The sequence below is a fragment of the Xanthomonas albilineans genome, assembly GCF_009931595.1.
Lineage (GTDB): Bacteria > Pseudomonadota > Gammaproteobacteria > Xanthomonadales > Xanthomonadaceae > Xanthomonas_A > Xanthomonas_A albilineans.
Genome location: NZ_CP046570.1, coordinates 1,683,664 through 1,703,253 on the forward strand (window position 1 = coordinate 1,683,664; position 19,590 = coordinate 1,703,253).

Sequence of the window (19,590 nt, forward strand, 5' to 3'; positions counted from 1 at the left end):
AGAGGATCGCTGGATAGTATAGAGAGTGTGAAGGGATTCCAGCAGAGCTCACATAACGATAAAGAGACTTGTTCGCCCACCAGCAGCGATGCTGATAGGCGACTTGATCGTCAATTGTCAACTCTAGCGCAGAGAAAACCGTCGGATACACCATCAGATGTGTCGGTCACCAATAAGGGCGGGGTTTTAGCTGCAAAAGAGCCCACTGTGCCGGATGCATCGCTGGAGGAAATCGAGCAAACGATGATAGCATTCGCGTATCTGCTGATCGCCCAGCACGGTGGCGTCAAGAGTGTCGAGGCAGTCAAACAGTTGAACGATCTGCTGAATAATACGGCGTCCAATAGTGCGACGCGGCGATATTTGCGTGATTTTTTTTATGCGCTGCATATGCTGGATGTACCTTCGATCTGCGATCCGAAGGACGCCACGCATATTAATAAGCGATCTGAGCTGGTCAAGAAATTTATTAAAGCAATCAACATGGGTGCGAGCCTTCATGCCCAGGGAGCAGAAAAGGCAGACAAAGTGTACAAGGGGTTGCTCGACCTAAATTCATCCGGCGGAACGGTCAGTCACAAGGCTTGGTCTGATACGTGGGCTGCATTGAACGATGCGCTTCATTCGCATTCCGGTAAATCTTATTCGGAAATGAAGCATATGGAAGAGTATTACAAACAGCATGTCGAACCGCGTGTCCGACGGAGAGCACAGTTTGTCTACTGTGGTGATATCAAGGATAACCCGAATGCATTGGTCGCTTCGGGTGCATGGTCGGCTTCGTGGAATATTGTGCAAGGGTTGATGTGCGCCAAAGCTGTCAATCCGATGGAAAAAGGTCAGGCTTTGGCACATGCTTGCCAAACGCTGCACAAGATGCCAGATTTTCTGCGATTGCCTCAAAATAACCAAAAGTCTCAAAACAACCAGGATGGCGGCAATCGGCACGCGGATTCTCCCGTAAACCAGGCAGGTGGGGTACGGTCCGACGCGTATACTCCCACGATTGACAATAGACCAGTCAACATCGTGAAAGGGTCAAAAATTTATTTGTATGGTTTGAAACATGATGCCGACCGCATACAGTCGCCAATGGTGAACCGAGCTGTTCGGGCCGAGCACAGAAATACGGGGTCTGATTTAGCAGATCAGTCTGCGGAACTGCCTTTCTCTACCTCTCAGACCCAATCAGATAGTTCTGAACATACACTTGGAACTCCTCTTCTTAATGATACATCGAGCCGCCCCCCCGGTTCTCAGGTTGCGGAGACACCATCACCACCATCACCACCATCACCACCATCACAATTACGTCAAACAGATCGCAAGCTGAGTCCGGATGAGGAGAGCGCACGCCGCGCCGCGCCTCCTCGCCTTGTTGATGAACTCAAGAATTATTCTGTAACTAGGCTCAGGAAAACATCGAGGGGGAAAGAGTTGCTGTCGGGTGGGGCAAACCCATCCACTAGCCTTACGCCAACGCCCGAACCAGGTTCAAGCCAGTCTTCGGAGGGCAGCACATCGGCGTTATCCCGGTCTTCATCGTTGGGCCTATCCAGCCTGAGTCCTTCGCGCCGGGTGATCTTGGGAACTGGTCTTGGGACGAACAATGCGGCGGAATTGCAGAAGTATTCAATTTAGCACTGAATAAGCATGCCGGGTGATGCAATGCCGCCAATCCGGCCGTGATAAAAGGTATACGGCATTTCCGTCGGTTTTGGCCAATGTCGCGTTTGGGCATTTACCCAACCCCAAACGCGTATCGACCCATGGTGAAAGGGACATAAAAAATGGAATAGTCCGGTTTTTCGGGGTGGTAGCGGGTCGCGGTGAAGACGCGGCCCGTCCCTTACCCTCCACCGGTTTGCAAGGAACTGTGCTTTTGTGATGTATCTCGATTTGATGGACAAGCCGCTTTTCGTCGTGTTGCTGTTGTGCGGGTTGATGATGCTGTCGCTGTATTTCGCGTTGTGTTTTGTTCTGCCCTCATTTGTGTTGTGCGTAAGGATCCGGCGCGCCAATGGTCGTCTACGGAAAATAGCTGGGTCAGGCAACGGCCCCGTTGCGGATGTCGAACTCGATGCGATTTTCGACGCGGGCCGCTACCTCGCGCGCTCCTGGCAGAATTACCGGAAGACACTGGTGTCGTCCGGTGGATCTGGTAGCCGTCGCGCGACGGTACCCGCGGCCGTCTGCTTCGAGCGTCATGAAAACATCGATGTACCGCTGAAGTTGGAATTCTTTCGCCATTGCCCGGGATTGATGACTGGCATCGGGATTGTCGGGACCTTCTCTGGCTTGTTGCTCGGTCTGCATCAGTTCGCGGATGCTATCGCGCCGAAGGCCACCGCGTTGGCTACTCCGGTGCGGCAGATTGGAGCGATGGGACATGCACCCGCTAGCGCGGCCAGTGCGCCGATGACTGGCGGGGTGTTCGTCTCTTTTTCCGCAACGCCGGTGCGATTGCCCGCGGTAACAGGCATGAAGGTTCTCAATGAGGGCCATGACGGCATGGCGGGCGCGGCTATCACTCATGCGGCGATAAAACCGGTGATGGCTCCATTGACAGGGGACATGTTGACAGGCGCGTTGAGCTGCCTGCTGCACAGCGTGTCGGGCGCTTTCCTCGTTTCGGCCATTGCGGTGTTGTGCGCGCTTTTGACCACGTTCGTCGAAAAGTTACTAGTGGCGCAATGCTTTCATCAGCTTCAGGAACTGTCGTCGACGATTGACCGACTGTTCGCATTTAATCCTGGCGACGATCCGATGATGCGTTTGACGTTGACGTCGGAATCGACAGAGCGGCTAATCAAGCGGATCGCGCTTGCATTAGACGACATCGCAATTTCGCGAGATCAAGTTCAGTGAGATTTTATCGATACGGATTTCCTGTGCGGCGTGACGTCGAGCGTGGCCAGGAAGAAAGCCCCTTCTGGATTTCGCTGTCAGACATGATGACCGGCATGACCGCGCTTTTTCTGGTGCTGGCCTGCAGCATGCTGCTAATGCGCATCACCGAATCGAAATCGCCCAGTGGAACATCGCCCAGCGACGAGAAAGTCGTTGATACCGCCGCGCCGACGCAGCGCAACGAGCGTTCCGTGGGTGCGGCAGTGAACGCTTCGCATGATGCGAACCGACTTGCTACCTACGAATCGGATATTTCCACCGTGTTGAAAAATATATCGGCGTTATCGCAGAAATACGGATTTTCGGTCGATGCTACCACTAACACGATCGATCTCGGCCAGTCGGGGCTATTCCCGCTTGGAAGCGACCGCTTGAGCGCGACACAGGAAAGGTTGCTGCGCAATTATGTCGCCGATCTCATCGCACTGACTCAGAACGATCCGGCCATGGCACCATTGAAGAGCATCACCGTGGTCGGCTATACAGATCCGGCTGGGTCGTATCTGTTCAATCTCGATCTGAGTGCGCGCCGCAGCGAACGCCTGATGTGCGTGCTACTTGCCACGCTGGAAAAACAGAGTAGCGCGACAGGCGCACCGACGATGACCGAGGACACGCTGCAGACCATCCGGCACCTGTTCAGGGTTGGCGGCTATTCCGCCGACGCACAGAAGGAAAGTGCCGCAGCAAGCAGGCGATTAGCGTTGAAGCTGGATTTTTACAAGATCGACGAGCCCCGGCGGCGATCTGCTGTGCTTGCGATGCCGGTCGGGTCGTGTGCGCTTGGATCGCGTTAGGGAAGGTCTGAATACCACCCTCCCCAGTAATGCAATTTATTGATTTTATAGGTGTGAATAAGAGCGGATAACAAAACATAGCGAGCGACTCTCAGGCGTACCGCGCAGCACGCAGGAACCGGTGTGTACGAGTGGTACATAAGGAATCCGAGCACAGCACGCGCCCGTCTGGCGGACACGCAGTAGTTTTGTTAGCTGCTCTAAGCGCAGGATGAGGTTAATCAGAGCATCACTAACAGGAATGATAGTTTGGAAACGATGACAAGTATTGCGCCGTGTGCGCTGCCGGATGTCTGGCGTCATGCCGCCGAAGGCAAGACCATCGCCTCGTTCGACTGCTTCGATACGCTGCTGTGGCGTGGCGTGAGCGCGCCGAGCCAAGTTTTTTGTGAGTTGGCCGGCAAGCCGCCGTTTTCGACGCAAGGCTATACCGCCTACCATCGCGTGATGGCCGAATCGTTGGCGCGTCGTGTCCGGTTTGAACAGAAAGAGGTTCCAGAAGTCACGCTGAGCGAGGTGTATCAGCAGTTATTCCCGGAGCCTGACGATGCAACCCGGATAACGGCATGCATGGCGTGCGAACAGGAAGCTGAGGCATCGATCTGCTTCGTCGTGCCAGCTGTGATTGCCTGCATGCGCGAAGCCAGGCGCTTGGGGATGACCATTATCGTCGTCAGCGATACCTATTTTAACGCTGGCCAGCTGCGTGCACTCATTGCGTCGGTGTCGCCCGAAGCCGACGAGCTGGTCGACCGGATCTTCTGCTCTTCCGACTATCGGACCATGAAGAAGTACCAGCTATGGCACCGCGTGCTCGACGAACTGTATGCAGCACCTGAAACAATCGTGCATTTAGGTGACAATCGCGTCGCCGACATACTAATGCCGTCGAAGCTGGGCATCGCGTGCCTGTGGCTAGATCGGTATGCCGGTGCAGCCATGACCGTGTTGCGCCGACGCGAATGCGCGACCCGATTGATATTCAGCGGCGTTGAAGAGACTCGGTCCGTGTGGACACTTTACGACGGCCTCGACTGTCGAACGCAAGCCGAGCGTTCGAACTGGCATGATGAACTCGGCTGGCACTTTCTCGGACCGGTGGTCTTTGCTTTTGCGAAAACGCTGGCCGACGAATTTGCCGGCCAAACACACGGAATCGATCAGCCGACGGTTCGCTTCGGGTTTCTGATGCGCGATGCTCATCTGTTACGCGAAGCTGCGGATATCGTCGCACCTCATGAGCCGCATCCGTCATTGCACATCAGTCGAAAGACCGCGTTCTCTGCGTCTTTCGATAGTGACGATGCCATCCTGCATTTCGTCAAGTTGGGCAGGCTCGAATATCGGTTGAGTTCCGCGCAATGTGGCGTCTGTCTACTTCTGAACGAGGTAGAGAAAGCGCGTCTGGCGGAAGCGTTCATGGCAAAAGAAGACACAACAGGTGCAATGCGGGAATTTTTTTCTCCGCAGATGTTGGACGCTATCAAGACGCGTTCGAAAGCGTTCCGTGCCAGGCTCATCAGGCACATCGTCGCGCAGACAGGACTCAAGCGCGGCGACACATTATGTCTCGTCGATACAGGTTATAATGGAACGATTCAATACTTGCTGCATGATGTATTGCGTAAGGAAATGAACGTCACCGTCATCGGACGGTATCTAATCTACCGGCAGAACCTCAGACTGCACGGAAGGGCATCGGGCCTCATCGACGAATCGTGGCTCGACCACGGACTGATTCATACGCTCTCGCAGTCGGGTCTGTCGTATCTAGAGGCGCTATGCGCCGGTGCTGGCGGCTGCGTTGTCGACTATGCGCAGAATGGGCGCTCCGTCTGCAATGCGGAGATGGTCTGCCGCTCGCCATGGATAGACGCATGCCAGCGTATGGCGCTGATGTTCGTCAATCAGGTTTGCGCCTCATCCGCGTCCGAGCTGCCGAAGCTGACGCGTAGCCGTTTACGCGAGTCCGCATTGACGAACATCAGCGCCATGCTGTTTTTCCCCAGCGAGTGCGAATTGTCCGAGATCAGTCAGATGCAGGGGGAAGTGAATCTCGGCGCCGATATCTGCCACAGCCTGTGCGATCCAGAAAAAGGCCTGAGTGGATTGCGGCGGCGGGGGCTGCTTTATATGACTGGCGGTGGCGAGTTTCGGAGCAATTGGCCTTTTGAGCTGCGTTATGCGGGCGCAGATCAGCTGGCCCTTTACATGGCGTGCTTTCGCAACGGTTTGCGGATGACCGAGCCTGCGTTTTCTTACCGCCACATTACATTGCCGCTGACATTCGCATTTGAAGCAGACGTCGCGCGTCGATGCGTGCCCGCACATGCGACATATGATGGATATTACACTGCCGTTTTTCCACTTAGCCAAGGTAAGGTGTACGTTGAAATCGGCGCTGTCGCACAGTGGTTGCAAATCGAATCGGTGACCAGCTTTCCAGCTGAGGCGTACGGCTATATATCTGAGTCCAGTGGGCCACAACTGCGCTTCGAGTCAACCGATTATATATTTGATGACGTGACGCGCCATGGCAACGGACTGCTGGAGTGCGATCATGCCGCCGTAATGACGTTTGCGCCGATTCCGGAAGGAACGTCGGATTACATCCGGCTGGTATTCCGCCCTATAACCCTTCGCGACGACCCACAGCTAACTGCGTGGCCCGCCGACCAGCAACTCGTTGCCGTCAACGGTGTGGATAGCCACTGCGGCGGCAAAGACAAGTCAGCGCCGATACCCAGCTATGCGGCGCTTATCGACGCAAAACTGGCTGCGATCGGATCGGTTCTGAACACCGCGGTCTATACCGGATTGTAATGAGCAAGGCAAAATACTTTTTGAGGATTTAATATGGATGGTGCAGTATTTCACGGCTACCACACCGGAGGTATCTACAATGCAGGCAAGTTTGAGGAGCGGCGTTATACGACCATAGGTATTGATGGATACAATAGGAGGCTCGCGGGTGAGTTGGAGTGGACCAACAACATTTATCCGCGTCCCTATGGCCCTTCCGTTGACGATTGGGTGGATGAACGCGATAGGGTGCCAAAAGAGCGGCGTGTCAAAGACGATTATCGCCATCCCCGGTTTTTTGCCAAACCCACCACGAGCGCGGCAGTGGAGGAGTGCAGGCCGGCTTCGGGCGTCGTGCAGCAGGCGCGGCGGCTGGACAATGCGAGCGCGAGCCCTCTTTTCGCTGCAAGCGCGGTGCGACGAGGAATCCGGTCGTGTGTCCCGTCGAATCTGCCACCGAGTGTCGCCGTGGGCCATAGGCTAGCAGGACCATTGGCATCTGAGTATATTCAAAATTCATGCTTGCTCGTCAATCGGCCTGCAAGTACGTTTGTAACGTTAGGGAGTCGTGTTACGGCAGGGCATGCCCTATCGGACATCGCCAGCGGTGCAGACGCGACCAACCGCCCGCGCAACGTGAAAGGCAAACATGAAAAAGACGACATGACCCAACGGGGCCAACATAATGCAGGCGGTCTTGTGGCGAGAATCAAGGCGAATATTCGGAATTATATCGATGCAAAGTTACGCCGGTATCCTGCAAGTCGGACTTGAACTGATAAATGATGAACGCGGTGATTCCTGTAATTAAAATTCTTACCACTGATGTCACTGGGATAAATTTTTCCCATCCTCCCACTTTCGCACAGAACTGGAAGACTTTGAATAGACTCTTAGAACTCCTGCGCCTACCACTTCAAACGGAGTTTTCGACTGCGCGAGATGCTACCGCGTCTGGCTCGCGCCATGATGCTGCACCAGGCTCATGCGCAGCCGGTCTTGCGGATGGCCAGTAATTTTCATAGCCGAGAATATTTACTAATAAATAACATAATCGCACTATCTCATCGCCATCATCAGAATAGATGATCGATTTTATTTATTAACAAGGTGATTATATATGTTGCAATACGTTGGAGAAATTTGTGCCCCACATAATTTAAGTTATGGAAAAAATATAGATTCCTCAAGAAATAGAATAGAGATTGAAGGTAATGTAAAAATTCCCAGGCCTAAATTATGCAATGAAATTGCAGCCGTTTTCAGCGCAGATCAGGCCATAAATGCAAATATGAAAATTTTGCAAAAATGCGATTTTGGACAATCTACGTCTGATGCTTTTAGAAAAAAATCTTTTTTTAACCATGCTAGTAATCTAGTGGGGAAAACAATACATCCCCAAGTTGCAGATCGCTTTCGCTCGGAAGTTTCCTTTGATGGAACGGGTAAAATAATTGGATTCAAAAAGGAAATTTCAAATAATAAATTTGATTTTCTAATAAAAAATTGCATTCATTCTATTAATGAGACTCCGCATTTAATAGAAAATAAGATTAGAACCCCTGGGGAGTGTTTAATAAATATTGCCATCTCTCTTGACAGTGTCATGCCACCAATCCCGCTTAAGGATGAAATTCAAGCGACTATAAGATATACTTGGCTTGATGGTGGCTTGTCGCGTCAAGCCCTTGTAAATTTAATCGAGCTTATCAAGTTGAGAACCAGGTTTAATGCGCCTGAATTATATCCAAAAATAAGAAGGAAAATTGACGATATTGCTGGAACTTTGGAGAAAGAAACCTTCCAGACGAAACGGAATGACAATTTCTATGGTCGCCTTTTTGAAACGCATTTATCAGAATATTTAATAAAAAATCCTGATTATGCGATGATGGAGGTCCGTGATGCAGTGGCTGCATTTATTTTGCAAGACTTCATATCTCCACTTTTAACGTGCAAAGGGAATGAAGAATCGCAATCTGCAATTTGTGAAAGGCTAGCTTCTCTTATGGAAGATGACCCTCCTTCTTGGCGGTGCAATATTGAATCAGTTAAGAAATTTCTTGCCTCTAAGAGTCAAGCTGACTTTATAGAAATGATGAAATATCATGGCGAATTTTCTGTGCCATTGATTCTTTCTGTGGCAGTGAAATATATTACTATCGCGCCAGGATTGCAAGAGCTTAAAAATAAAGCGAGTGAATTTTATATTGAAAAAATCATTCCGCAACGCGAGCTTCGCAAGCTTATATTAAGTAATAATGCTCATAATAAAAAATCCAACCTTTATGGTTTGATGCTTCCATATCAACGTGGAGCAAATGCAGGCTATTCCATGAGTGGCGGGATCGGCATCAGGCCTATTGATCGTTATGCACTCCCTGGCGTGGAAGATGGTATGCATGAGGATGATCTGGTAGCGTCATCCAATGAGATAACCATTGGGACTGGAGTTTCTGGCTCATCAAATATTCTTAATTTTCTTTTCAATAAAATTCGAAAAACATCAACGAATTTTCCTATGGATGCCGGGAGATTGGCCGTGGCCTCTTGGCTTGCTTATAGTGGAGGGCACTCTTTTAATGAAGCTTATTCTGTATTCTCGTACAATAACGCAGGGAAATTTAAATCAATCTCTTTTAAGAGCTTAGCTGAAGACTATGATTTAATGAATAAAGGCGTGGAGCATGCATACAATCAAGTACTACAGACAGCCAAACGTTTACAGAAACCGGGGTCCGGGCAACTGCCCCCCCATGTCAGAGTGTCAGCCTCCCGTAAAATTGATCCAGCCATAGCTAGAGGTCTCCGTGCACACTAGCCACCGAGGAGACCAACAATGCGCAAGAGCAAGTTCACCGAGAGCCAGATCGTCGCCACGCTGAAGCAGGTGGAGGGCGGTCGCCAGGTCAAGTATGTATGCCGTGAGTTGGGCATTTCCGAGGCGACGTACTTGCTCTTCCACTGGTAATAGGTCGCCGTGCTGATGCCGACTTGGCGACACATGTCTTTGACTGGAACGCCTGCGTCGGCCTGCTTGAGCGTGGCGATGATCTGTGTCTCGGTGAACTTCGATGTGCGCATGGAGCCTCCTGACTTGGGAACGATGCCAGAAAGATCTACTTATGCGGTGTCTGCGGATCGGGGGAGCTTACGCATCCAGCCTGGGTAAGTCGCAGCAGAAGAGAAGCCTACATCGAGAACAGTACGTTATGCCTAGTGGTTTGGTTCGGCCCTTGTTTGACACGATCAGCCGCTAGGAACCGCCGCCATCTGGGTTCGCCGCATAAGCCTACTTTTCGATCAGTACGTCATCGATGAACATCGCGTCCAGTCCGCTGGTGAAGAAGATCGACAGCGCATCCTCCACTGAATGGGCGATCGGTTTGCCCATGACGTTGAAGCTGGTGTTAAGCACCAGGGGAATACTCGTCAGGCTGTAGAATTCTTTGATCAGCGCGTGATAGCGCGGGTTCCAATGTTGCTTCACCGTCTGCAGACGTCCGGTGCCGTCGTGGTGCACGACGCCCGGCACCTTGCGCGTTGCTTCCGCACGGAACTTCAGGGTGCGCTCCATGTAGGGCGATTCCTGGTACAGCTCGAAATACTCCGCGCCGTGCTCATGCAAAATCGACGGTGCGAACGGGCGGAACTCCTCGCGGAACTTCACCCGCGCATTGATGATGTCCTTGATCGCAGGCGAACGCGGATCTGCAAGGATCGAGCGATTGCCTAGGGCCCGTGGCCCGAATTCCGCGCGGCCTTGCACCCAGGCGACGATCTTACCCTCGGTCAGCAGCCGGGCCGCGCGTTGTGCTGCGTCGTCGAGGCAACGAGTGAATTTGGATAGCGCGCCGAAGCGCTCCACGTTATGCAAGGTCTCCGCACTCATGCTGCTGCCCAGGTAGGGCGATTGTTCGCGCGCAGCCGGCGGTGTCTGCTCAGGATGGTCCTCGGCGTGTGCCCATAATGCGGCGCCCACCGCGTTACCGTCATCGCCAGGGGCGGCGAATACGTGCAGATGACGGAACGGAGTTTCAGCCAGCACGCGGCCGTTAGCCGAGGAATTGAGTGCACAGCCGCCGCCCAGCACCAAGTGGTCGGACAAGCCCAAAGCGTGCAGGTTGTGCAGGAATTCGAAGAGGACGTCGCAGAACACCTGCTGGCCGGCATAGGCCAGGTTGGCCAATTCGATCGCTGGCTGGCCCTTGCGTCGGCGCATTGCATACAGCGTGCGCTGCAACTGGCTGAATTGTGCTGCGGGCGCAAACCTCAGCGTTAGGCCGTCGACGCGTAGCATCTGGCGCAACAACTCGTACAGTTGCCGATCATGGTGCCCGTAGGCAGCCAGGCCCATCACCTTCCATTCTTCGCCGGACAGGGTGCCGAAGCCGCAAACCTCGCAGATCATACCGTAGAAGAAGCCCAGGCTGGCCCAACTGCTGGTCTCGCTTTGGTGGATCGGCGTAAGCTTGCCCTGTTGGTAGTGGTAGCAGGCCAAAGCATTTTTTTCACCCATGCCGTCCAGTACTGCGCACACCGCCTCCTCGAACGGGCTGGTGTAGCAGCCGGCCACCGCGTGGGTTAGGTGGTGCTCGTAATGACGGTAGCTGGGTGGCTTGAAGGCAGGCTCGGCCATGTGGCTCAAGTCATATTCGAGCAGGTGTCCGGGGTGCTCCACCATCGCCAGCTGCGAACGGTAGAAGAAGCTCTGTGCCACGAATTGCTTGTTGACGTGCCAAGGCAGGTCGCCGAAGGCGCTGCGGTATTGGTCTACCGCTTGCGCGGTCTTGCCCAGGCCCTCCCGCATCAGTTCAGGTGTTTGCCCGCTCCAACTAGTAGCGACGACCAGTTCGGCGCCGGGATCGCCGTATTCGTGGACCAGCTTGATGGCGCGCTGAAACACGTCCGGGGCAACGCCGATTGAACGCTTGTACTGCAGGTAGCGCTCGGTGGCCTCGGCAAAGCGCACCTGACCATCGTCGCCGACGATAGCGATGGCTGAATCGTGGAAGGAATTGGCGAGTCCGATGTAAGTGTGCTTCATGTCCGATTCCAGTGAAGGGGACGATGGATGCTTCCGGATGCCTACGGCGATGATTGCGGCGCAAATTGTGTCAGTTTGAACTGCAATCCCAGCGTAGAGAGCGCCACGAAAGCATTGGCCGCGATGTAGTACACCACCGTAGCCCCGAAGGCCTGCTTGAAAGCCAGAGCTACGCCTGCCGGCCCCTGCAGATGCTGGTGCAGGCCGCTAAAGAAAATTTCCGAGACCAGGGCGATGCCCAGCATACCGCCGACCTGCTGGATGACCTGCAGCGCGCCGGAACCTGCGCCGGCATCCTTCAGAGGTACCGTACGCATCACTGTCTGGAATAGCGAGGCGATGGTGATGCCACAGCCCAGTCCGCCGATCAGCAACGGCAGGGTAAGCGTCCAGGGATCCAGCGAGCCTTCACTGCGCGTGATGATGACCCACAAGGCCAGATAGCTAGCGATCATCAGACAGGCGCCGCTGACGATTTTCGCGCGTAGGCTTTCGACGTGCCGAGCGAGCATAGAGGCAATCGCCACGCCGACAGGGAAAGGAGTAGTGGCGACGCCGGTTTCCAGTGCCGAATACGCCAGTCCTTGCTGCAGAAAGATCACGAACACCAGGAAAAAACCCTGCAGCGCCGAATAGAACACCGACACGGACAAGGCGCCCAAGATGTAGTCGCGATGGCTCATCAGGTAGATCGGCAGCAGGGCCGGGCGCGCCAAGTGGGCTTGCCGACGTTGCCAGGCGACGAAGGCCACCAGCAGCGGAATACCGAGCGCAATGGCTGCAAAGCACCATAGCGGCCAGCCGTATGCGCGTCCTTCTATTAGTGGGAACACCAGGCACAACAAGGCGAGCGCGGCCAGGGCGATGCCGACCCAGTCGTTATGGATGCCCGCATGCGCCGGCACCTTGGGCACCCAGATGGCGGCCGCCAGCAAGGTCACGAGGCCGATCGGCACGTTGATCAGGAAGATCGCGCGCCAGCCGACGCCGAACGCATCGATGTGGATCAGCAAGCCGCTGACGAGGGGGCCGGCGAATGAGGCCAGGCCCGCGACCAGGCCGAACAACGAGAAGGCGGCCGCACGCTCCTTCGGAGCGAACATGGTTTGCGCGATGGCCATCACCTGTGGTGCCAGCATGGCTGCGGCCAAGCCCTGCAAAGCGCGCGCGATGATGAGCACGTGGATATTGCCGGCGATGGCGCAGAACGCGGACATCAAGATAAAACCGGCCACGCCCGTGCCGAACATGCGTTTGCGGCCGAGCATGTCACCCAACCTCCCCAACGGCAGCAACCCCAACGCAAACAGCAGAATGTATATCGCTACGATCCATTCCAGCTGTTGCTCGTCCGCGCCCAGGTTCTTCTGGATACTGGGCAGGGCGACATTGACGATGCCTACGTCCAGCAAGTTCATGAAATTGGCGCTCAGCAACACGATCATCGCTGGCCAGCGCCATCGGTAGTCGAACTGCGCTCCGGGTGGCGCCATGCCGGGCGGCATACCCAGCGCTTGCTTGGGTTTTTGCATGTTGTGTGCTCTTTATCCGCTTATGGCCGCTTCAGCCGGTCGCATGGTGACGGTGAGAAAATGCAGGATGTCGCGCTCCAACTCGCGCTGGAAGGCGCTGCGGTCGAAGCCAGGCGGATCGATGGCCGCCTCGCCCACGCGAGCTTTCATCGCCTCGGGGAATACGCTGATGAAGGCGTAGTGGCCGGCATTGGGCACCACGCGCGCTTCCAGTCGACCATCATTGCCTAGCGCCGTGCGTGCCGCCACAATCGTTTCGTGCGCCCATTGATCCTTTTCACCGACGATGAGCAGCACCGGTACCTCGACTTTCGCCAGGGCATCCTCGTGCATGTACAGGCTGAAATCCGGCGCAAGCGCCACCACGGCGCGCACGCGCGGATCAGCTGTGACCGGCACGGCCCTGATCGGCACCCGATTTTGTCGCACCAGCGCGGTCCAGGCGGGTTGTTCGGCGTGTTCCGGGCGATGCGCAAAATCGACCATGAAACCGGTATGCGGTTCGCCCCCGGCGATCGCTAAGGCGGTGTAGCCGCCGACGGAGTGGCCGATCACCGCTACGTTATGGGCCTGAATGGCAGGACCGAACTGCGCATGGCCGGTGAGCGTATCGATCACCGCGCGGATGTGCCGGGGGCGGTCTTCCAGATTCTGATAGCTGTATTCCAGCTGATGCTGGAACAGGTTGTCGCCCGGATGCTCCGGCAAGGCGACGATAAAGCCGTGCCGTGCTAGGTAATGCGCCAGCGTGCGAAACACTAGGCCGGCGCTGCGCGTGCCGTGCGAGATCACCGCTAGCGGAAACGGGCCGGCTTCGATCGGCGCGCCCAGGGCCACGTCCAGCGTATAAGGTCCCATCGCCGTATCCCGCGAAGGCGTGGCGGTGGGATACATCACCCACATCGGCACCACCCTGCTGGCATCACCATCGGTTTCCAGTTTTTGGCAACCCACATAGCTATTCATGCGTACCCCAACGAAAGAATAAAAAACGCGTGCCGCTTACGCCGGCATCAGCTTATCCAGACTTGCACCGGCGGGCGCCAGCCAAGCAGCGGTACGACCTTCGCCCAGCTCCCTGCCCATCAAGCCTCGCACGCCGGCCAGATCCTGCGGCGTTGGCAGCAACGCGGCCAGCCGTTGGCCGTCGGCATCGTGCACGGGGTTGCCATCCAGGTCGAAGGCAAGCCCCTTGCACGGGCCGAAATCGCGGTGGAAACGCTCGTGCGGCAGCTGTAGCTCAAAAGCCAGGCCAAGGCGCCTGAGCTGTTGATTCCAGCGGCCGATGATAGCGCCGACTTCGGCTATGTATTGTCGGCGCATTACCGCATTGATTGCCAACTCGGCAGGTGCGGTGGACGAGACCAGTCTGTCTTCGCAGCGCACGTCGACGGCGACCTCCGTGCCTTCGAGCTTGTCGAAGTTGCGTGGACTGCGGATGCCGGCCTGGTACAGGACGCGTGAACGCTCCGAAATGTCGTGGCCGAACAGGTCAAAGATCTTCGGTAGCCAATAGTTAAGGTATTTCTGAAAGACGGGCAAGGGGATCGCACCGGCGTCGAAGATCGCGTGCGTATCCTCACGCAAGGTAATCTCGGCGCTTCGATATAGCACGCGCTCCAGGCCATCCATGCCGAACTTAATATGCAGAGGTTCCTCGAACATCATGAAGCGGGCGGTGCGTGCCAACGGCAGGAAAGCTGACTGGGTCACCGCTTGAATCTGGTACTTGCCTACCCGGTCGGCGAAGAAGCACCACATGAAATGCGATAGCCAATCTTCGGTGTGGTAGTTGAAGGCATCGAGCAAGCGCGGGTTCTGCGCATCGCCACTCATGCGTTGCAGCAGGCCCTCGGCGGCGTCGGCTCCGTCGCTGCCAAAGTATTCGATCAGCAGATGCGACATCGCCCAGGTGTGCCGGCCTTCCTCTAGAAAAAACTGGAATAAGTGCTCCAGGTCGATCGCGCTGGGCACCATTTGCGTCAGCTCGTGGCTCTGCTCAACCGCGGCGTTTTCTACGTCACCTTGCACGGTGACATGATCCAGCAGCAGGTCACGATATTCTTCCGGCACGCACGTCCATGCCACCTGTCCCTTGCGCTCGCCGAACACTACGGTGTTGCGGTCTGGCGGCATCATGAATACGCCCCAGCGGTAGTCGCTGGGGCGCATGCGGTGATAGCGCGTCCACTCGCTGCCCTTGACGCCACCGGTAGGCATGCGCAGGTTCATCTCGCGATCGTGGAATTCGCTGGGGCCGCGGAGGCGCCACCATTGCAGGAAGCGAACTTGGTAGGAAGTCAGTTGCCTGACCAGCGCGCTGTGTGGATCAAGGTCGATATTGTTAGGAATGTACATGAGGGTCAGGCCGCGCTGTGCATCGAGGTAGGGGCGACTTCGCCGACCGTGAGCCCGATGAAGTCGATGATCCGCTGAGCCACGGCACCCGGATCATTGAACAGTTGCAGGTGACCGCCATGATCTAGCAGGTCCAGACGCAAAGACGGGTCGTGCCTAGCCAACTGCACCGAGGCGGAGTAGTGGCTGAAGCTGTCGTCCTTGCAGTGCACGATCAGGGTAGGGTGCCTGCCCAGGGCGGTGGGCAGCAAGGCTTGCACGGATTGCTTGTTCTCTTCGTAGGCACGCATGTAGCGCGAGAACACCAATGTGCTCGCTGGATCGGCTAGGTGCAGCATGGTGAGCTTTTCGGCCAAGTCGTCGCCGCGTAAAGGTTGGCCGCGGTACTTGTCCAGGATGGCGGCGAGCTTTTTGGCCTGTTCCAGACCGTGCCGCTCGATCTGAAGGTAGATCGGCAAGGCGCAACGTTCGAATTCGGATTTTACGATGGGCGGCAGCAGGCCCGCCGGCGCCACCCAAGCCATGCTGCGTGGTGCGAAGCCATGCAGCGCAATGGCATGCACGGCCAATTGTGCAGCCTGACACCAACCGACAAAATGGCAATCGGCGTAGTCGTGTTGGTGCAGGATGCCCAGCAGGGTCGCGGCTTGGCGATCCAGATCGAAGTCTTCCGCGGTTACCGATGTCTGGGGATTCGGGCAGCCGATGGATTCCCAGCACAAGACATGGAAATGCCTAGCCAGTCGTTGCGCCAACCGGCTCAGCAGCAGGTAGGACATGCCATAGGGCGGTAGCAGCACCAGCTTGGGCGATGCCTGAGCGCCTAGCCAATACAGCTCAAGCTGCCGTCCATCGGTAGTGCAGTATTGCGACAGCCTTACCCCTGCGAGCGCGTCGTCCAGGGCGGACAGATCCTGCTTTTCCAGATAGTGCGGCAAGCAAACACAGCCCATGAGTTTCCTACCCTCGCTTGACCACATGACAAGACTGCGCCGTCACCGGTGGCTGGAAAGCTTGCGCCGTGGCGGAACACCTCACGAGTAACTCGATTCGAACCCACTTCCGTCTGGAGAGCTCGCGTCCCCTAAACCCTTGTCATCGAGTTCGCGCAGCGATAAGGGGCGCATGTCGGTCCAGGTTTCGTCGATATACGCCATGCACTCTTACCGCCAGCATAGCCTTCCTTGCGCCAGCCAGGCGGAACCTCAAGATCGGACGGCCACAGTGAATACTGCAGTTCGTCGTTGATCAGCACCAGATAAGCCTGTTCCTCGAACGTCATCCTAAAGATACCCCCGGAAGGCTGCTGCAAAGCACGGAAGTTGCTACATCGCACAATGCGATGCCGATGGACCAAGCAAAGCGACTATACATGACGTCACTTCGACGATGTCAAGAAAAATAGCGCGTGAAGAGTGCGTAAAAGTGATGTGTTTCGCAACGCTGTACGTCCCATCGCCATCCCGGCAAAGCTTACACTGAAAATTCACCAGGGCATGCGTTCAATACGCGGGTCAAAGCAACATCCTTGCGCTTGCAGAGCCATGTTCGTGCGTAAAGCACCAAGGCAGTGGGGAGCAATACTTTGGGTTTCGGTTGAGGTGCGGATAGCAATTTCTGCTTAATATCCACGCGCGGCGGTTTTTGTCTTGCCGGGCGTCAACTGTCTCATCGAGCAGTCTGGGAGGCTATTTTGCGCTGCCTTATCATAAACAATTACGATTCGTTCACTTGGAATCTCGCCGACTACGTAGCGCAGATCTTCGGCGAAGATCCCCTGGTGGTGCGCAACGACGAGTACTCCTGGCACGAACTGAAGGACCGCGGGGGATTTTCCTCGATCATCGTTTCGCCCGGTCCCGGCTCGGTGGTTAATGAGGCGGATTTTCACATCTCGCTGCAGGCGCTGGAGCAGAACGAATTTCCGGTGTTAGGCGTATGCCTGGGCTTTCAGGGACTTGCGTATGTCTATGGTGGCCGCATCCTGCATGCGCCGGTGCCCTTTCATGGCCGTCGCTCCACCGTCATCAACACCGGCGACGGTTTGTTCGAAGGCATCCCGCAGCGTTTCGAGGCAGTGCGCTATCACTCGTTGATGGTCTGCCAGCAATCGCTGCCGCCTGTGCTGAAAGTGACGGCGCGTACCGATTGCGGTGTGGTGATGGGCTTGCAGCACGTGCAACACCCGAAATGGGGAGTACAGTTCCACCCCGAATCGATCCTCACCGAACACGGCAAGCGCATTGTTGCTAACTTTGCCAAGCTGGCTGCGCGCCACAGTGCACCGTTACTTGCCGGGTCGGAGCAGGCCGGCAAGGCTTTAAGCGTTTGCGCGCCCGAGATGGCGACACCGCGGGTACGTCGCATGCTGAGCCGGAAGATCAAGTGCCGTTGGCAGGCGGAAGATGTCTTTCTGGCCTTGTTCGCTGCCGAAAAGCATTGCTTCTGGCTGGACAGCCAGCTGGTCTGCAGTCCAATGGCGCGCTATTCGTTCATGGGAGCGGTGAACGAGAGCGAGGTAGTGCGGCATTGCGTGCGGCCAGGGAGCATGGTGCAGGAGGCAGGCGAGCGGTTTCTTGCTGAGATGGATCGGGCGTTGCAATCGGTGCTTACTGAGGACGTCGCCGAGCGGCCACCGTTCGCGTTTCGCGGTGGCTACGTGGGCTACATGAGCTACGAAATGAAATCGGTGTTCGGCGCGCCGGCTTCACATGCCAATGCCATCCCCGATGCGTTGTGGATGCGCGTGGAGCGCTTCGTTGCCTTCGACCACGCCACTGAGGAGGTATGGTTGCTGGCGCTCGCCGATACGGAGGATCTGTCGGCATTGGCTTGGCTAGACGCCATCGAGCAACGTATCCATGCCATTGGTCAAGCGGCTCCGGCTTGCATTTCGCTAGGCCTGCGCAGCATGGAAATCGAGCTCAATCATGGTCGTCGCGGCTACCTTGAGGCAATCGAGCGTTGCAAACAACGCATCGTCGATGGCGAGTCCTATGAAATCTGTCTTACCGACCTGTTCTCGTTCCAGGCCGAGCTGGACCCCTTGATGCTCTATCGCTACATGCGGCGAGGGAACCCAGCGCCGTTCGGGGCCTATTTGCGTAACGGTAGCGATTGTATCCTTAGTACTTCACCAGAGCGTTTTCTGGAAGTGGACGGCCACGGCACGATTCAGACCAAGCCAATCAAGGGCACCTGCCGCCGTGCCGAGGATCCCCAACTGGACCGTAACTTGGCCATGCGCCTGGCCGCCTCGGAAAAGGACCGAGCGGAAAACTTGATGATCGTCGACTTGATGCGCAACGACCTAAGCCGCGTGGCGGTGCCCGGCAGCGTCACCGTGCCCAAGCTGATGGACATCGAAAGCTACAAGACCGTGCATCAGATGGTCAGCACGGTGGAAGCGAGGCTGCGCGCCGATTGCAGTCTAGTCGACCTGCTTAAGGCGGTGTTCCCCGGCGGCTCGATCACCGGCGCACCGAAGTTGCGCAGTATGGAGATTATTGATGGCCTGGAGAATGCGCCGCGTGGCGTGTATTGCGGCAGCATTGGCTACCTGGGCTACAACTGCGTCGCCGACCTAAACATTGCGATCCGCAGTCTTTCTTATGACGGGCAGGAAATACGTTTCGGCGCCGGCGGCGCCATCACCTTCCTGTCCGACCCGCAGGATGAGTTCGACGAAGTGTTGCTGAAGGCGGAGGCGATCCTCAAGCCGATCTGGCATTATCTACATGCGCCGAACACTCCCCTGCACTACGAGTTGCGAGAGGACAAGCTGCTGCTAGCCGAGCACTGCGTTAGCGAAATGCCGGCCAGGCAGGCCTTCATCGAACCATGAGCCGCGGCGAGAGAGGTCCATGCACACCATTGTGAACGGCCTTCCCGCTTCGTCCATAGCGATTTTCGATCGCGGCCTACAGTACGGCGATGGATTGTTCGAAACCCTACGGCTAGGCATCGCGCTGCCGGACATCCGTCAGCAGGTCTGCGAGGCCATCGCGGCTGGCGCCGCGCCGCGTGCCGTGGCGAAAAACTGATCGTGACGCGTGGCAGCACCGAGCGCGGCTATCGTTGTCCTCTGGCGGTGGCGCCCAACTGGGTGCTCAGCCTGAATTAGGCTCCCACGCTTACGCGCGAA

General features: G+C 56.1%; 13 protein-coding genes, 1 other RNA gene and 3 pseudogenes. 9 read left to right on the forward strand and 8 right to left on the reverse strand.

What is annotated here, in order from left to right:
• Positions 1-27 precede the first annotated feature (27 nt).
• The 3 genes from XaFJ1_RS07175 to XaFJ1_RS07185 all read left to right on the forward strand — a co-directional run bounded on the left by XaFJ1_RS07175 (position 28) and on the right by XaFJ1_RS07185 (position 3,707).
• Positions 28-1,641, forward strand: a complete 1,614-nt coding sequence (locus XaFJ1_RS07175) for a hypothetical protein (protein WP_155393658.1) — start codon at positions 28-30, stop codon at positions 1,639-1,641.
• A gap of 243 nt (positions 1,642-1,884) precedes the next feature.
• Positions 1,885-2,868: a hypothetical protein gene (locus XaFJ1_RS07180; RefSeq protein ID WP_012916015.1), complete on the forward strand. Its 984-nt coding sequence runs from the start codon at positions 1,885-1,887 to the stop codon at positions 2,866-2,868.
• Positions 2,869-2,891: 23 nt separating this feature from the next.
• Positions 2,892-3,707, forward strand: coding sequence for an OmpA family protein (locus XaFJ1_RS07185; RefSeq protein ID WP_155393096.1), 816 nt, complete (start codon positions 2,892-2,894; stop codon positions 3,705-3,707).
• A gap of 65 nt (positions 3,708-3,772) precedes the next feature.
• On the opposite strand, the gene XaFJ1_RS07190 is transcribed toward XaFJ1_RS07185, so the two are convergent.
• Positions 3,773-3,847: non-coding RNA, sX9 sRNA (locus XaFJ1_RS07190), on the reverse strand.
• Positions 3,848-3,956: 109 nt separating this feature from the next.
• Here XaFJ1_RS07190 and XaFJ1_RS07195 point away from each other — a divergent pair.
• The 4 genes and pseudogenes from XaFJ1_RS07195 to XaFJ1_RS07205 all read left to right on the forward strand — a co-directional run.
• Positions 3,957-6,530, forward strand: a complete 2,574-nt coding sequence (locus XaFJ1_RS07195; RefSeq protein ID WP_012916017.1) for a xsa-associated protein — start codon at positions 3,957-3,959, stop codon at positions 6,528-6,530.
• Between the two features lie 885 nt (positions 6,531-7,415).
• Positions 7,416-7,532: pseudogene (locus XaFJ1_RS16115) on the forward strand (IS1595 family transposase); the annotation flags it as partial.
• 97 nt (positions 7,533-7,629) lie between these two features.
• The gene (locus XaFJ1_RS07200; RefSeq protein WP_012916019.1) at positions 7,630-9,330 is read left to right on the forward strand and encodes a hypothetical protein; all 1,701 of its coding nucleotides are present in this window, start codon (positions 7,630-7,632) and stop codon (positions 9,328-9,330) included.
• An 18-nt stretch (positions 9,331-9,348) separates the two neighbouring features.
• A pseudogene (locus XaFJ1_RS07205) lies at positions 9,349-9,477 on the forward strand (transposase); the annotation flags it as partial.
• Here XaFJ1_RS07205 and XaFJ1_RS07210 read toward each other — a convergent pair.
• The 7 genes and pseudogenes from XaFJ1_RS07210 to XaFJ1_RS16120 form a co-directional block, all read right to left on the reverse strand.
• A pseudogene (locus XaFJ1_RS07210) lies at positions 9,459-9,593 on the reverse strand (transposase); the annotation flags it as partial. The pseudogenes XaFJ1_RS07205 and XaFJ1_RS07210 overlap by 19 nt on opposite strands.
• Positions 9,594-9,801: 208 nt before the next feature.
• Positions 9,802-11,556 (reverse strand): carbamoyltransferase family protein, encoded by a 1,755-nt coding sequence (locus tag XaFJ1_RS07215; protein WP_012916021.1) that lies wholly within the window; start codon positions 11,554-11,556, stop codon positions 9,802-9,804.
• 41 nt (positions 11,557-11,597) lie between these two features.
• A complete protein-coding gene (locus XaFJ1_RS07220) occupies positions 11,598-13,088 on the reverse strand; it encodes an MFS transporter (RefSeq protein ID WP_012916022.1) in 1,491 nt (496 codons plus the stop codon).
• A 12-nt stretch (positions 13,089-13,100) separates the two neighbouring features.
• Positions 13,101-14,054 (reverse strand): alpha/beta hydrolase family protein, encoded by a 954-nt coding sequence (locus XaFJ1_RS07225; RefSeq protein WP_012916023.1) that lies wholly within the window; start codon positions 14,052-14,054, stop codon positions 13,101-13,103.
• 36 nt (positions 14,055-14,090) lie between these two features.
• Positions 14,091-15,200 (reverse strand): benzoyl-CoA 2,3-epoxidase subunit BoxB, encoded by a 1,110-nt coding sequence (locus XaFJ1_RS07230; protein ID WP_155393536.1) that lies wholly within the window; start codon positions 15,198-15,200, stop codon positions 14,091-14,093.
• Between the two features lie 251 nt (positions 15,201-15,451).
• A complete protein-coding gene (locus XaFJ1_RS07235; protein WP_012916025.1) occupies positions 15,452-16,399 on the reverse strand; it encodes an alpha/beta fold hydrolase in 948 nt (315 codons plus the stop codon).
• Between the two features lie 131 nt (positions 16,400-16,530).
• A complete protein-coding gene (locus tag XaFJ1_RS16120; RefSeq protein WP_275402254.1) occupies positions 16,531-16,728 on the reverse strand; it encodes an MbtH family NRPS accessory protein in 198 nt (65 codons plus the stop codon).
• A gap of 411 nt (positions 16,729-17,139) precedes the next feature.
• On the opposite strand from XaFJ1_RS16120, the gene pabB reads away from it, so the two are divergent.
• Together pabB and XaFJ1_RS07250 are read left to right on the forward strand one after the other, a co-directional pair.
• Complete coding sequence (gene pabB / locus XaFJ1_RS07245) at positions 17,140-19,290, forward strand: aminodeoxychorismate synthase component I (protein ID WP_012916026.1); 2,151 nt, start codon at positions 17,140-17,142, stop codon at positions 19,288-19,290.
• 19 nt (positions 19,291-19,309) lie between these two features.
• Positions 19,310-19,489 (forward strand): hypothetical protein, encoded by a 180-nt coding sequence (locus tag XaFJ1_RS07250; protein ID WP_045756843.1) that lies wholly within the window; start codon positions 19,310-19,312, stop codon positions 19,487-19,489.
• Positions 19,490-19,590: the final 101 nt, after the last annotated feature.